Here is a 15,859-nt window from a genome sequence, read left to right on the forward strand (position 1 = left end):
AAATTTTATAATTCAGATCTTTCATGGATTGGTTTTAATTACATTTTTTTATAGCCTAACAGTTTAAAATCAGAGTTAAATATTTCCTCCACTAGCTTTTTAGTTTCAGAATTGTAAAAATTTATGTAACTACTCTCTTTTCTTTGTTGACCAATATGTGGAATCTCAGCTGTTTTTATATTATAATTTTTTTTAAATGTTTTAAAATCTTCCTGTAAATTTTCAAATCTTATAAGATTTTCAACAACAATATTACCTTCTTTATCTCTTAGAAAATCAATTTGAGGTCGTTTATGGGCTAAAGCATTATGGTCTCGACTAGGTGCTGCATAGTAGTTTTGTAAGAAATCCAAAAAGCTATTATATCCTTGCCCCATATGATGGTAACTCGATACAGCTCGGTCGTATGGGTTTCTTACAATAGCTACTTTTATGGAGTTGTTAAGAGTTTCTGTGTCAATTAAGTTTAATAATTCTATTTCTGCGTAGGTTAAATGCTGCATGGCAAGTGTAATATCATGCACTCCCCATAGTCTTGGAAGTGCTTTTTTGTCCAATGTCTTTTTTAAAATAAGTTTTCCAAAACGGTTAATATTAGAACGCCACTTATATTTATTAACTTCTCGTTTTGAGGTTATTCCCAATGCAACTTCAAAAGATTTTCCTGCACATTTAGGTATATGAATAAATAGTGTGTTGTGTTTTTTAGAATATGGCATTTGTTAAATTTTAAAATAAAATGTTTCGTTATTACTGATTACTTGACTAAAAACCAAGCATTCAACAATGCTTCACGATTATAAAGCATATTTTCACCAGTACCTTGATCGATCACGTCAAACCCTGCTGCTAAGCATATGGCGTTCCCCGCTGCGGTATCCCATTCCATAGTAGGGGCAAAGCGTGGGTAGCAATCGGCAACACCTTCAGCAACCATGCATAATTTTAAACTACTGCCTTTAGAAATGGTTTCAACCTCTCCATGTTTTTCTTTCATGTCGTCTATGAATTCCTGTGTTTCAGATGATAGGTGTGAACGGCTAGCGACAATAGTAAATTTTTCCTTTTTTATGGATAAAGGGAGTTTATCTGCTGAGCTTATTAATGCGTCTAGAGTAAAATCCAAAGACGGGTTAGTGTCTTTATAGGCACCAATTTCGGTATTCGCAAAATACAAGGTATTAAGCGCAGGGACATATATAACACCGATGGTTGGTATCTGATTTTCTACAAAAGCGATATTAACGGTAAACTCCCCATTTCTTTTGATGAATTCTTTAGTGCCGTCAATGGGGTCTACAATCCATAGTTGGTTCCAGTGTTTTCGTTCTTCGTAAGGAAGGTGCTGCCCTTCTTCGGATAGAATCGGGTAGGTGAGTGTTTCTAATGCCTTAACAATAATGTTGTGGGATTCGGTATCGGCTTTGGTTAGCGGAGAATCATCACTTTTGAAATTGACGTCGAAATTTTCATTTTCGTAAATTTCCATGATGCGGGCTCCGGCTTTTAGGGCGGCGGTAATGGCTAGGGTTGTTAGGTGTTTCAAATTGAGATAAAAGTTAAAAGTACAAAGTTAAAAGTTAAAAAGAGGTTTAATCGTTTAATCGTTTAATTGGAACTACGATTGGTGTGTTTTGTTTCAAGTTTAAGGTTTAAATTGACTGTTGACTGTTGAGTTGTCATTCCGATTGTAATGAGGAATCTCATGTTTGTGTTTAGAGATTCTTCAGTCGTTCCTCCTTCTGAATGACATACAGGCTTATTTGTTTATTTGTTTAATCGTTGAATTGGGATTACGATTGGTGTGTTTTGTTTCAAGTTTGAGGTTTAAATTGACTATTGACTATTGACTATTGACTATTGACTATTGACGGTTGACTTGTCATTCCGATTGTAATGAGGAATCTCATGTTTGTGTATAGAGATTCTTCAGTCGTACCTTCTTTTGAATGACAGATGGTTGACTATTAACGGCCGTTTCACGATTAAACCAATAATCGTTTAAACGATTGAACTTAAAAGACCATTGCCCATTAATCAAAACTTTTAAGTTATTGGTATTTTATTTTTTAATTGAGTTTATCTGGATTTTTAGAAATTTTTCGGTCTTCACTATTTAGTTTTCTACTCACTTTGTTTATGTCTTCTTCTGGTTTTAAATTTTCAGGAGTGATTCCTCTTGAAAGCAATGTTTTCCTTACTGTAGAATTATTTGTAATATGTTCCTTTGAAATAGCCGATTCTGTTTTCATTTTTTTGTTTTTAGCATTGAATATTGTTATTTCAGTTGCAAAGTCCTTAGCCTTTAAAAGAATAGTGGGCATGAAATCAGCTAATGGTTTGTTTTTTATATCCCATTTCTTTTTCATTTCTTGAGTGGTTCTACCGAAAAGAGCTGTATCTCCTTTACTTCTAATTAAAGCAAAGTTTTTGTTACCACCTGTTTGTTCGAAAATAACTTGAGATAATTCTTTTTCTGTTTCTTTTAGTTTATTTCTAGCTTGCACACGTTCGAATTCAAGCATTTTTTGTTCAATAATTTCAGCCTTTCTCGTCTGAACAGCAAAATATCTTTGAGCAAACGCTATTTTTTCTTTTCTAGGATCTCCATTTTGAGCAATCAAATAGCAGGCGTATCTTGTTAGCATGATATCTGCTATTTCCTTTTCTGTTCCAGACCCAATAGCGACCATTTTCCCGACGTCAGCAAAATGGTTGGTAATCTCCTCTCCAGATAGTTCACATGCAGTTTTTGCTTTTGATATAACATTTTGGAAATTATCCCATTTGGAGTAATCCAACAAATGCTGTAGATCTCGAGCTAGCCAAAATTCAACCCCTTCTTTGGTTTTTTGTGAATTGGACTCAAAATTACCTGTAAGTGTTTTTATTATATCTGATTTCATGAGGGCTTTCTGATGATCTTTGATTATTGACTATTGACTATTGACTATTGATTATTGATTATTGACTGTTGACTTGTCATTCCGATTGTAATGAAAAATCTTTTGTTTGGGGTTTAAGATTCTTCAGTCGTTCCTCCTTCTGAATGACAGATGGTTGACTATTAACCAAAAACTAACAACTAACAACCATTATCCATCACCTATATCACCATGCCAGCTGCAACGGTTTCATTCGTGGCGTCATCAACGAGAATAAAACTACCTGTTGTTCTGTTTTCTCGGTAAGAATCGACCATAAGTGGTTTTGTAGTTCTAATTTTAACCTTAGAGATGTCATTCATTTTAAGCGCGCTATCGTCTGTAATACGATCTAAGGTTTCGATATCAATTTTATAAATGATTTCTTTAATCATCGCTTTTTGATCATTAGATGTGTGTCTGATACTGTATTTTGCTCTTGGTTTTGCTGTATCGTTGTGTAACCAACATAGCATGACCTCAATATCTTGAGAGGCATCGGGTTGGTTTTTGGAACGTACAATCATATCGCCACGGCTTATGTCGATATCGTCTTCTAGGGTTATAGAAACCGACATCGGCGCAAAGGCTTCATCAAGTTTGCCGTCTAAAGTGTCTATTGTTTTTATTTTAGAGGTAAAACCAGAAGGCATCACGGTAACATCATCACCCGGTCTAAAGATACCACTAGCAATTCGGCCCGCGTAGCCTCGATAATCTCTGTGAGAATCATTTTGTGGGCGTAGCACGGTTTGTACTGGAAAACGACCATCCACTTTATTGATGTCGCTACTAATATGCATGGTTTCTAAGGTATGCAACATCGGCGCGCCTTGGTACCAAGGCATATTTTCCGATCTATTCACAACATTATCCCCTAAAAGGGCGCTCACAGGAATAAAACGCACATCTTTCACTAATAACTTAGACGCAATTTCTTCGAATTGAGCTACGATATTGTTAAATACCTCCTCTGAAAAATCAACTAAATCCATTTTATTAATACACACAATAACATGTGGTATTTGTAATAAGGAAGCAATAAAAGCATGACGCTTGGTTTGCTCTATAACACCGTGGCGCGCATCGATAAGGATGGTAGCCACATTGGCTGTTGAGGCACCGGTAACCATATTTCTGGTATACTGAATATGTCCTGGGGTATCGGCGATTATAAATTTACGTTTAGGCGTCGTAAAATATCGGTAAGCCACGTCGATGGTAATACCTTGTTCACGCTCGTCTCTTAACCCATCGGTGAATAATGCTAAATCGACTCCTTCATGGCCTTTCTTTTTACTGGTGGTTTCAATAGCTTCTAATTGGTCTTCGAATATAGATTTTGAATCGTATAGTAGACGTCCGATTAAGGTGCTTTTGCCGTCGTCTACACTTCCTGCTGTTGTGAATCTTAGGAGTTGGTTGTTGTTTAACATGGGTTTTGTTGTGTTTTATTTTTTGATAGGGCTTCGACAGGCTCAGTGTGACATTGCGTTTTCGTTTTATTCTTTTATTTAAGTGGTCACTCTGAGCTTGTCGTTAATGTCACCCTGAGCTTGTCGAAGGGTAATCAAAGTTTGGAGTTCTATGCTTCGAAAGTGCTTCGACAAGCTCAGCATGACAAAAAACTCAGCATGACATGGCGTGTTTATTTAACGCCACCATATTCAGTATAATTTTTCGAAAATTCTACAAGTTTATCCCAATCTTCTTCTATTAAAGCTTGTTTTTTTCTTCTGCTCCAGCCTTTTAACTGTTTTTCTTTTTGAATTGCTATGTTAATATCAGTAAATTCTGCAAACCATTTTAAAACTACAGGCCTTTTATTATAAGTGTAAGAGCCTTTGTCTTTTCCTGTATTATGTTCCGTTATGCGTCTTGTTAAATTAGAAGTGACTCCGATGTAAAATGAATTATCTTGGCATTGTAGCATATAAACATAATAAGTTTTCAATTTTCTGTGTTTCTTTTAGGGGCTTCGGCAGTACTTCGACTGCACTTCGACAAGCTCAGTGTGACATTGTATGTATATTAATGCCTTAGATTTTATTTTTACAAAGCAAATTTGTTTCATGTTGTGTTGTCACCCTGAGCTTGTCATTGTTGTCACCCTGAGCATGTCGAAGGGTAATCAAAGTTAGGTGTATCTTTCTTCGTAGGTGCTTCGATAAGCTCAGCATGACTTGACGTGTTTTATTTTATTGCTTCGATGATGTTTAGACGGCCCTTCGATAGTACTTCGACAAGCTCAGTGTGACAATACGTCTTTTATTACTCTTCAATCAAAAATACCCCTGACGCTTACGATCTTCCATAGCAGATTCTGAGCGTTTGTCGTCACTTCTATTGCCTCTTTCTGTTTGGCGCATGCCAGCAACTTCATCGGCAATTTTTTCTAAGGTATCGGCTTCTGATTCTATACCACCGGTGATCGTGATGTCACCCAAAGTTCTGAAACGGATTTTTTTAGTGACAATTTCTTCATGGTCTTCAAGGACTAAGAACTCCGAATTTGGAATCCAAGTGTCTTGTCTCCATACCACTTCGCGTTCATGAGCATAGTAAAGTGATGGTATGGCGATGTTTTCTCTTTTAATGTAGTTCCAAACGTCCATTTCGGTCCAGTTTGAAATAGGGAAGGCCCTAAAGTGTTCGCCTTCAAAATGCTTTCCGTTAAAGATGTTCCATAATTCTGGACGTTGGTTTTTTGGATCCCATTGTCCGAAATCGTCTCTATGAGAGAAGAAACGTTCTTTAGCTCGAGCTTTTTCTTCATCGCGACGGCCGCCACCAATAGCACAATCTATTTTGTTGGCTTCAATAGCATCGAGAAGCGTTGTAATTTGTAAAGCATTACGAGTAGCATTTTTTCCTTTTTCTTCGGCTACACGTCCGTCATCAATGGATTCTTGTACAGACCCCACAATAAGGGTAGCGCCTAAACCTTTAATGATATCATCTCTAAATTGTATCGTTTCTGGGAAATTATGTCCGGTATCCACATGCATTAAAGGGAAGGGGATTTTAGCCGGGTAAAATGCTTTTTTAGCTAAGTGTGTGACTAAGATAGAATCTTTACCTCCTGAAAATAAAATAACAGGGTTTTCGAATTGCGCCCAAACTTCGCGTAACACGTAAATCGCTTCAGACTCTAATTCATCGAGATAATTTAAATAGTACTTACTCATGGGTTCTTAGTTCTAATTTATTTTTAATAGCTTGATATATGATGTCTACCGATTCTTCAATAGTATTTAGGTGTGATACTTCCACATCTGGGTTTATAGGCGCTTCGTAAGGCGCTGATATGCCCGTCATATTTTTAATTTCTCCAGCTCTTGCTTTTTTGTAGAGTCCTTTAACGTCACGTTGTTCACAAACTTCGAGGCTGGTATTCACGAAAACTTCCACAAAATTTTCAGGAGTTACCGTATCCTTTATAAATTGACGGTCTTTTTGATAAGGCGCCACGAAAGCTGCTAATACCACTAAGCCAGCATCGATAAAAAGTTTAGAAATTTCACCAATACGGCGGTTGTTTTCTGAACGGTCTTCGGGAGAAAATCCTAAATTTTGATTAATACCACGCCTCACATTATCGCCATCCAATACATAGGTGTGTTTTTTTTCTGAATTCAATCGTTCTTCTAAAGCGTTTGCTAAAGTCGATTTTCCTGAACCCGAAAGCCCGGTGAAAAAAATTAAAAAGGAATTATGGCCATTGAGCTTTTGTCGCTCTAATCGACATATTTTGTATTCGTGGTTGGTTATGTTTTTTTCCATTCGGATAATCGTTTTCTCTTTTCTAATCCAAAATCTATTTTATACCAAGCCCGTTCGTGTAGGTAATATAAAAGCATTTTTGAAAGGACTTCTGCAGCACCAATGCTTAATCCTGTTAGCGGGTTTCCTGTAATGACCCAGGCTAATATCATGGTGTCTAGGGTACCTACAATGCGCCAAGTAATGGTTTTGAAGAGGTGTCTTTTTTTACTAGAGGTGATATTTATTCTAAACCAAATTTGCTCATGCAGGTAATACAAAAGCATTTTGGTAACCACTTCGAAAGCACCAACTTTTAACCCTATAAACGGGTCTCCAGAGATTAACCAAGACAATAGAATCGTATCTAAAGTCCCGATGATACGCCAAGTAATGGCTTTAATTATATGTCTTTTATGTATTTTTTTAGACACGTTTACTTACCAATAGATTGCACTTGAAATCCGATAGCCTCTAAGGCTTCTTGATTCAGTACATTACGACCATCAAAAACAAAGGCAGGCTTACTCATGTTATCGTAAATTTTTTGCCAATCGTATGATTTAAACTCGTCCCATTCGGTAAGTACGGCAATGGCATGTGCACCTTCTACAGCTTTGTACGGATCGGTTTGGGTTTGTAGGTATTTGGCGTTTTCTGTTTCTGTGCGGGTGCTAAGATAATTTAAGTCCGCTTGCATTTGCTTTGCAGACACCTTAGGGTCGTACACGTAAATTTGAGCTTGCTCGTCGATAAGGCGATCGGCTACGTATATGGCTGCAGATTCGCGGGTATCGTTGGTGTCTTTCTTGAATGCCCAACCTAAAAAGGCAATTTTCTTTCCAGAAACGGTATTGTATAAAGTCGATACGATATTGTTGGCAAAACGATCGCGTTGGTGGTTGTTCATGATGATGACTTGCTCCCAGTAATCGGCCACTTCGTTTAAACCTAAAGATTTTGAGATATAAACTAGGTTTAAAATATCTTTTTGAAAACACGACCCGCCGAAACCTACGGATGCTTTTAGGAATTTAGGTCCGATTCGCGAGTCCATACCAATAGCTCTGGCTACTTCTTCCACATTAGCTTGGGTAGCCTCACAAAGCTCTGAAATGGCATTTATAGAAGATACGCGTTGCGCTAAAAAGGCATTGGCCACGAGTTTTGACAATTCTGAAGACCATAGGTTGGTTGTAATAATTTGAGCTTGAGGTACCCATGCCCCATAAACATCCACTAAGGACTGAATGGCAGCTTTACCCTCAGGCGTTTGATCGCCACCAATAAGCACGCGATCGGGATTTGCTAAATCGGTCATTGCTGTACCCTCAGCTAAAAATTCTGGGTTTGATAAAATTTGGAATTTTACGCCATTCCCTGTGTTATCTAAAATACTCTTGATGGCCTGTGCGGTTTTTACAGGAAGGGTAGATTTTTCAACAACGATTTTATCGGAAGTAGCGACTTCGGCAATTTGTCTTGCACAAAGTTCCACATATTTTAAGTCGGCTGCCATGCCTTTTCCAGCACCATAAGTTTTAGTAGGCGTGTTTACCGAAATAAAAATCATATCGGCCTCAGCAATAGCTTGATTAACATCGGTAGAGAAGAAGAGGTTTCTGCCTCGGGCTTCCTCAACCACCGCATCTAAACCAGGTTCGAAAATGGGAAGTTTCGATAAATCGGCATCGTTCCAATCGGCAATACGCTGCTCGTTTAAATCAACAACCGTTACCTTAATATCTGGGTTTTTTTGTGCGATTACCGACATGGTGGGTCCACCCACATAGCCTGCGCCAATACAGCAGATTGATTTGATTTTTTTGTGGATAGTGGTTGCTGGTTGCTGGTTGGTTGTTGGTGATGTTGTTTCTACTGACATAATATTTTTGACTGTTGACTATTGACTGTTGATCTTTGACTTTTGACTGTTGACTATTGACTATTGACTGTTGATCTTTGACTTTTGACTTTTGACTGTTGACTGAAGTTCGTTTACCATTTAAAAATACACTTTGACTATTGGAAGTTTATGTCGATTGGCTATTTTTAACTATTAACTATTAACTATTAACTATTAACTTTTGACTGTTGACTATTGACCTTTGACCTTTGACCTTTGACCTTTGACTTTTGACTGTTGACTTTTGACAGAAGACGGAGGACAGAAGACCGAAGACTGTTGAGACTTCGACTGCACTTCGGCAGGCTCAGTGTGACATTTCTCAGTGTTTTTTTGTTGTTTATTTTTTTGAATAACGTTTAAATTTTCATGTTAGTTAATGTCCCCTTGAGGATTACCGAAATGAAAACATTGTTTTCAGTGAAGGTGCCTGGCGTAGCCATTAGGGGGGCGACCGCACTTCGACTGCATTCCGAAAGGCTCAGTGTGATTAACGTGATTTTGCATATAGCGTAGGGCATATAGCTTATAGCATATTGCCTACATCTTCACTTCTTTAAACGAATCTTCATGCTTTAAAAACCATGCGTAGGTATCTTTGATACCTTCCTCCAAACTAATAGCTGCTGTCCAACCTAGGTGGTTCATTTTAGAAACATCCATGAGTTTGCGTGGTGTGCCATCTGGTTTGTTTGTGTCCCAAACGATCTCGCCTTGGTGACCGACTATTTTTTGAATGGTTTCGGCAAGGGTTTTTATGGTAACATCTGTGCCTGTGCCTACATTGTATAAATGCTCTGGTAATTTGTTTTCTACGGCGTAAATTACGGCTTTTGCTAAGTCGTTAACATGTAAAAACTCGCGCATTGGGGTGCCGCTGCCCCATAAAGTGACAGTTGACTGTTGACTGTTGACCTTTGACAGTTCTTGGCCATTGACGTTTTTCGCTTCATGGAATTTTCGAATCATGGCTGGTAAAACATGCGATGATTTTAAGTCGAAATTATCATAGGGACCGTAAAGGTTTGTAGGCATAAGGCTAACAAAGTCTTTACCGTATTGATCTCTTATGGCTTTACACAAACGGACTCCCGAAATTTTAGCAATGGCATAACCGTCGTTTGTAGGCTCTAGCGGACCAGTTAGTAAATAATCTTCTTTTAAAGGTTGCGGTGCCAGTTTTGGATAAATACAAGAGCTTCCTAAGAAAATAAACTTAGAAACGTCCTGCTTATGAGCAGCATCAATTAAATTGTTTTGAATTTGCATGTTTTCTAGCAAGAATTCAAACTGGTATTGACTATTCGCTAAGATGCCACCTACTTTGGCTGCAGCATCGATGATAACATCAGGTTTTTCTGTGCTTATAAAGTCGTTTACGGCTTTTTGATTGCGCAAATCGAGTTCTTTACTGGTCTTGCCTATAAGGTTGGTATATCCTTCGGACTCTAAAGCGCGCCATATGGCTGAACCTACCATGCCGCGATGGCCGGCGATGTATATTTTGGATGTTTTGGTCATGGGTTATTGTTGGCTATTGACTGTTGATCTTTGACTATTGACTGTTGACTGTTGACTGTTGACAGAAGTTCGTTTACCGTTGAAAAATACACTTTGATTGATGAAAGTGTATGTCGATTGGCTGTTTTTAACTATTAACCTTTGACTGTTGAGTATTGACTGTTGACTGTTGATCTTTGACTGTTGACTATTGACGAGGTTTCGATGAAGTTTAGACTTTGTATATTATAATTGATACATGCTTGGCTAGTTGATATTCTTTTTTATTTGTCAAGTGTCAAGGGTGAAAAGTCAACTGTTAACGATCTTTTTAATTGATTACATTCATAGTTTTTATTTGTCAAGGGTCAAAGGTCAAGGGTCAAAGTTTAAGCATCAGACATTGATGTCTTCTTTTTTTATTTTTTGAATAAAAGCATTAATTCTTCTTTCTAAACTTTTAACTTTTTCTATGAGTTGCCTTATTGTTTCGGTATCCCCGTAATCTAAATCTTGAATTATTTTTAATAGTGTTTCTACTTCAAATGCTGAGCCAAGGCTCATTTCTAAAAAACGATTAAAATCTTTTGATGATGATTTAGCAGCGCCTTCTGCCATATTATTAACTATGGAGATCACAGCTCTTCTGATTTGAGAACTTAGACCATAAATTTCTTCCTTTGGCAATTCTTTTGTTAAAAGGTATATATCCTTTACAAATTCCATCCCATCGGTGTATATATCCCATGCTCTAAAGTTTCTCATTTTTTATTGTTAACCTTTGACTGTTGACTGTTGACTGTTGACTGAAGTTCGTTTACCGTTGAAAAATACACTTTGATTAATGAAAGTTTATGTCGATTGGCTGTTTTTAACTATTAACCTTTGACTATTGACTATTGACTATTGACTATTGACTATTGACTGTTGACTGTTGACAGATGAGGAAAGACGAAAGACTGTTGACTATTGACGAGGTTTTGACGAAGTTTAGACTTTGTACTTTATAATTGATTACATTCATTGTTTTTATTTGTCAAAGGTCAAAGGTCAAAGGTCAACCGTCAACCATGATCATTTTTAACTGTTGACATTCATAGTTTTTATTTGTCAAAGGTCAAAGGTCAAAAGTCAACCGTCAACCGTCAATGATCATTTTTAACTGTTGACATTCATAGTTTTTATTTGTCAAGTGTCAAAAGTCAAAAGTCAAAAGTCAACCGTCAACCGTCAAAGGTCAAAAGTCAAAGGTCATCAAGCATCTACTCATAATAATTCAACGTTCTATAATCGGCATCCGCTAAATACTGATCCTTCTTCATGAGGTGTAAATCGCTTTGCATCATATCTTTTACGAGGTCAGCTAGGTCATATTGACATTCCCAACCTAGTTTTTTGTTGGCTTTAGAGGCATCACCAATGAGGAGTTCTACTTCAGTAGGTCTAAAATACCTAGGGTCTACCGCTAAAACTTCTTTGCCAATTTCTAATTGGTAATCGGGATGGCTACATGATTTTACATAGGCTTTTTCATCAACACCTTCACCTTTAAATTCTAGTTCGATACCTACTTCAGCAAAACTTAATCGTACGAAATCTCTAACGGTCGTGGTTTTTCCTGTGGCAATGACCCAATCTTCAGCTTCATCAGCTTGAAGGATCATCCACATCATGCGAACATAATCTTTGGCGTGTCCCCAGTCGCGTTTAGCATCTAAGTTTCCTAAGTATAATTTATCTTGCATCCCTAAAGCGATTCGTGATGTCGCTCGGGTAATTTTACGGGTAACAAACGTTTCTCCACGAATAGGGGACTCATGGTTAAATAAAATGCCATTACAAGCATAAATACCATAAGCTTCGCGGTAGTTTACGGTAATCCAAAAGGCATACATTTTAGCTACAGCATAAGGCGAACGCGGGTAGAAAGGTGTGGTTTCCGATTGCGGTACTTCTTGAACTTTTCCGTATAACTCGGAAGTTGATGCTTGATAAATACGTGTTTTCTTTTCTAAGCCTAACAAACGAATAGCGTCTAATAACCTTAAAGTACCAATACCATCGGCATTTGCCGTGTATTCTGGCATTTCAAAAGACACATGTACGTGACTCATGGCTGCTAGGTTGTAGATTTCATCAGGTTGAATTTCCTGAATCAAGCGAATGAGGTTGGTGCTATCGGTCATATCACCATAATGTAAAATGAAATTACGGTTTTCGATATGCGGATCTTGATACAAATGATCGATTCTATCGGTATTAAATAATGAAGAACGGCGTTTTAAGCCATGCACGATATAATCTTTTTTTAATAAAAATTCGCTTAAATAGGCACCGTCTTGGCCTGTTACTCCGGTAATAAATGCTACTTTTTGACTCATATTTTAGTTAGCGTTTAAGTTTTTAGGTTTTTTCCCTTGATGCGCTAAAGAGGGATATGTTTTATTGGATGTTCCATTTACCTTTTGGATAGTAAATAAACTAGTCCTAGGTTATACTGTAAATAATGGCTTGTATCTGGGGTGTATGTAAATTTAGCCGTTCCAGACATGTTAAGACCTATGTTTTTAGTCATCCAAATGTTTAGTCCAGCCGTTGGGTTTATGGTAAAACGATTTTTAGGCGATACGAGTAATCCCGTTACTTCATTGGTGTAATCTCCAATAGAGGTAAAGCCTAAGCCTGCGCCAGCATAAAAATCGAATACTTTCGATTTAATAAAATTTCTAAAGGAATATTGGCTTCCTAAATCAAATGCGAAAAAATTGGGTTGGTTTTCAGATCCTACTACGGTCGCATCAATATGTTTTCCAGATTTAAATGTATTATAGGAACTGGTTGCAAAAAAGCTAAATCCGCTGTGCAAGTAATATGCCACGCTTAAAGTGATTGGATTTTCGAAAGCCCAACGATACCGTCTGTTTTCTTTTATGTCGAATAGGTGTTTAATGGCATTACCCGAGTCGTCAACGACATTGAGTCCGATGCCAAAACTCCAGTTATTTTCAAATTGCGGATGTTCACCTTTAATGACACAGCACGATTGTGCGTTTGAGAAGTTAAACCATAATAAAGGTAGGAGTAGGGCTAGTTTTATTAATTTCATAATTAAATTAGTAGGTTAAGGTAAATTTTATTTTGGGGGCATAAATAAAACCCATAAATATCGCATTTCAAAACGGTAGGCGTATTCATGCGTTAAAAATTTATGGTGATTACTCTAAGGGATTAATTGTTAGTTTTTTAAGGTTGTGTTTTTGGTTTTGTTTTTTCGGTATTACTTCACTCTATTCCACCGCTCCGCCTCCTGAGTCACAGCAAAGGTTGGTAATATTGGTGAAAAATACTTCAAAATAGGTTTAATTCCTACTAAAAGTAATTTTCATATCTAAATCCAATAATAATAATTGGATTCTATTGGTACTAACTTCATGAACAAGTGCTTTTTCACCTTCAAAAAGCCCTGTTTTAATTTTTATACGGTCTCCAGGTTGAATGTTTTCAACTTGAGCTTGGATATTTTTTTGACTAAGCCAATCTTTCATAACTTGAATGTCGCTATCCTTTACAATAGCGGGTTTTCCCAGCCAGAAAAGATAGCGTACCACACCAGGGATTTGAAAGACCAGGTCGTGATCTTTCTCGGTAATTTGCACAAGTACATAGGATTTAAGTAGAGGAACCTCCACTTTTTTTTTCCTATCGGACCACTGTCGTATTTCAGTAACCGATGGGCAATAGGCGGTTATGCCAAGATAGGAAAGCGCCGCAGCGATTTTCTTTTCATTTCTTGGTTTAACATACAATACTTTCCAATTCATTACGGAACTCTAATTAAACGTTAATGGTGTTTTTAACAGCACATGATAACATATAATACAGATAATGATGAGCCAATAATGAGAAGAGAGAGGGAAATGATACTAATGAGTTTAATTTTTTTCACGTTTAAGGGATTAAAGGATTAAAATTCTTATATCAAATTCATAATGTCATATTTCTATACCAAATTTATGGAATTTTATATACAACAGATTAACTCTACGTTAAAGTTGAGTTCGAATTTAAGACTTTTACGAGATGCCTAAAAAAATAGTCGTTAAACTATCAATTTTTGAGGTTAACCGTAACTTAAATTGTGAAATTGGTTGTTGGTAATGGCAGATAGTGAGAACGAGGAGCAACAGTTACGCGATTACACAATTTAACAATGTGGTAATTTGAAAATTTGAAAATTTGAAAATTTGAAAATGGAAGAATGGAAGGTGGAAGTTGAAAGTTAAATATTAGAAGTGAAATATAAAAAGTAAAAAATAGGTTGATGATTTAGTTTAGCAGGGAGTAAAATTGGAGCTGAACGATTATTCGATTAAACAAATCAACAATTAAACGGTTACCCAATTTATTAATGTGGTAATTTGATAATTTGATAATTTGAAAATGGAAGAATGGAAGGTGGAAGTTGAAAGTTAAATATTAGATATTAGAAGTGAAATATAAAAAGTAAAAAAATAGGTTGATGTTTTTATTTAGCATAGAGTAAAAACGAGTTTCCATGATTATCCGATTAAACAAATCAACAATTAAACGGTTACCCAATTTATTAATGAGGTAATTTGAAAATTTGAAAATGGAAGAATGAAAGGTAGAAGTTGAATATTAGATATTAGAAGTGAAATATAAAAAGTAAAAAATAGGTTGATGTTTTTATTTAGCAGGGAGTAAAATTGGAGATGAACGATTATCCGATTAAACAAATCAACAATTAAGCGGTTACACAATTTATCAATGTGGTAATTTGATAATTTGAAAATTTGAAAATGGAAGAATGGAAAGTAGAAGTTGAAAGTTAAATATTAGATATTAGAAGTGAAATATAAAAAGTAAAAAATAGGTTGATGTTTTTATTTAGCATAGAGTAAAAACGAGTTTCCACGATTATCCGATTAAACAAATCAACAATTAAACGGTTACACAATTTATTAATGAGGTAATTTGAAAATTTGAAAATGGAAGAATGAAAGGTAGAAGTTGAATATTAGATATTAGAAGTGAAATATAAAAAGTAAAAAATAGGTTGATGTTTTTATTTAGCAGGGAGTAAAATTGGAGCTGAACGATTATCCGATTAAACAAATCAACAATTAAACGGTTAAACAATTTATCAATGTGGCAATTTGAAAATTTGAAAATGTAGAAATGGAAGGAAGAGGTTTGATATTGGATATTAAAAGTTAAATATTAGAAGGGGAAGTTGGTTGTTGGTTTCAAGTTTCAGGTAATGGCAATTTGTGAAAATGAGGCGTTACCGTTACCCGATTACGCAGTTAAACGGTTTGTCAATTTTGAATAAAATTTTGCTGCGTTTTAATTAATCTGAATTTGTCATTGTGTTTTATAAGGGGTAAAATATGACTCAAAAAACCTATATTTGTATAATATATTACACGTTATGTATAAAAATAATTCCATATTATTACCAAAGTTAGAGCGTTTGTTAGAAGAAATGGGCGAGCAAATAAAATTAGCGCGTCTAAGACGAAAACTAAGTACAGATCAAGTTGCCGAACGGGCAGGTACTAGTAGAAAAACGCTATATTCTATCGAAAAAGGGAAAAGCTCTGTTAGCATTGGTATTTACATAAAAGTTTTAAATGTACTTGGTTTGGAAAAGGACGTTTTGCACATAGCAAAAGATGATGTTCTAGGTCGAAAACTTCAAGATATTGGTTTAACAACTAAAGAACGCGCTCCAAAAAGAAACTAA

The 15,859-nt window shown here is 36.2% G+C and carries 15 protein-coding genes; 1 reads left to right on the forward strand and 14 read right to left on the reverse strand.

Annotation, left to right across the window (positions count from 1 at the left end):
• Positions 1-38: 38 nt before the first annotated feature.
• The 14 genes from C1A40_RS10385 to C1A40_RS10450 all read right to left on the reverse strand — a co-directional run bounded on the left by C1A40_RS10385 (position 39) and on the right by C1A40_RS10450 (position 13,913).
• Entirely contained in the window at positions 39-719 is a 681-nt protein-coding gene (locus C1A40_RS10385; RefSeq protein WP_102995842.1) for a sulfotransferase family 2 domain-containing protein, read from the reverse strand.
• A gap of 38 nt (positions 720-757) precedes the next feature.
• Positions 758-1,546: a 3'(2'),5'-bisphosphate nucleotidase CysQ gene (gene cysQ, locus C1A40_RS10390; protein ID WP_102995843.1), complete on the reverse strand. Its 789-nt coding sequence runs from the start codon at positions 1,544-1,546 to the stop codon at positions 758-760.
• 523 nt (positions 1,547-2,069) lie between these two features.
• Entirely contained in the window at positions 2,070-2,906 is an 837-nt protein-coding gene (gene dinD / locus C1A40_RS10395; RefSeq protein ID WP_102995844.1) for a DNA damage-inducible protein D, read from the reverse strand.
• A gap of 200 nt (positions 2,907-3,106) precedes the next feature.
• Complete coding sequence (locus C1A40_RS10400) at positions 3,107-4,360, reverse strand: sulfate adenylyltransferase subunit 1 (protein WP_102995845.1); 1,254 nt, start codon at positions 4,358-4,360, stop codon at positions 3,107-3,109.
• 212 nt (positions 4,361-4,572) lie between these two features.
• Positions 4,573-4,878, reverse strand: a complete 306-nt coding sequence (locus C1A40_RS10405) for a GIY-YIG nuclease family protein (protein WP_102995846.1) — start codon at positions 4,876-4,878, stop codon at positions 4,573-4,575.
• A gap of 328 nt (positions 4,879-5,206) precedes the next feature.
• On the reverse strand, positions 5,207-6,112 hold the full coding sequence (gene cysD, locus C1A40_RS10410) for a sulfate adenylyltransferase subunit CysD (RefSeq protein ID WP_102995847.1): 906 nt from the start codon (positions 6,110-6,112) through the stop codon (positions 5,207-5,209).
• Positions 6,105-6,707 (reverse strand): adenylyl-sulfate kinase, encoded by a 603-nt coding sequence (cysC, locus tag C1A40_RS10415; RefSeq protein ID WP_102995848.1) that lies wholly within the window; start codon positions 6,705-6,707, stop codon positions 6,105-6,107. Before cysC ends, cysD begins: the two co-directional genes overlap by 8 nt.
• Positions 6,692-7,120 carry a DUF2061 domain-containing protein gene (locus C1A40_RS10420; protein ID WP_102995849.1) on the reverse strand — a complete coding sequence of 143 codons (429 nt, stop codon included), beginning with the start codon at positions 7,118-7,120 and terminating at the stop codon, positions 6,692-6,694. The genes cysC and C1A40_RS10420 overlap by 16 nt, the downstream gene beginning before the upstream one ends.
• Before the next feature lie 2 nt (positions 7,121-7,122).
• A complete protein-coding gene (locus tag C1A40_RS10425; protein WP_102995850.1) occupies positions 7,123-8,571 on the reverse strand; it encodes a UDP-glucose 6-dehydrogenase in 1,449 nt (482 codons plus the stop codon).
• 561 nt (positions 8,572-9,132) lie between these two features.
• Positions 9,133-10,113, reverse strand: coding sequence for a GDP-L-fucose synthase family protein (locus C1A40_RS10430; protein WP_102995851.1), 981 nt, complete (start codon positions 10,111-10,113; stop codon positions 9,133-9,135).
• A gap of 375 nt (positions 10,114-10,488) precedes the next feature.
• Positions 10,489-10,857 (reverse strand): four helix bundle protein, encoded by a 369-nt coding sequence (locus tag C1A40_RS10435; RefSeq protein WP_102995852.1) that lies wholly within the window; start codon positions 10,855-10,857, stop codon positions 10,489-10,491.
• Between the two features lie 497 nt (positions 10,858-11,354).
• A complete protein-coding gene (gmd, locus tag C1A40_RS10440) occupies positions 11,355-12,473 on the reverse strand; it encodes a GDP-mannose 4,6-dehydratase (RefSeq protein WP_102995853.1) in 1,119 nt (372 codons plus the stop codon).
• 77 nt (positions 12,474-12,550) lie between these two features.
• Entirely contained in the window at positions 12,551-13,198 is a 648-nt protein-coding gene (locus C1A40_RS10445) for a hypothetical protein (RefSeq protein WP_102995854.1), read from the reverse strand.
• A gap of 253 nt (positions 13,199-13,451) precedes the next feature.
• The gene (locus tag C1A40_RS10450; RefSeq protein WP_102995855.1) at positions 13,452-13,913 is read right to left on the reverse strand and encodes a UpxY family transcription antiterminator; all 462 of its coding nucleotides are present in this window, start codon (positions 13,911-13,913) and stop codon (positions 13,452-13,454) included.
• 1,610 nt (positions 13,914-15,523) lie between these two features.
• On the opposite strand from C1A40_RS10450, the gene C1A40_RS10455 reads away from it, so the two are divergent.
• Positions 15,524-15,859 (forward strand): helix-turn-helix transcriptional regulator, encoded by a 336-nt coding sequence (locus C1A40_RS10455; protein ID WP_241910384.1) that lies wholly within the window; start codon positions 15,524-15,526, stop codon positions 15,857-15,859.

This window comes from Tamlana carrageenivorans, from assembly GCF_002893765.1.
GTDB lineage: Bacteria > Bacteroidota > Bacteroidia > Flavobacteriales > Flavobacteriaceae > Pseudotamlana > Pseudotamlana carrageenivorans.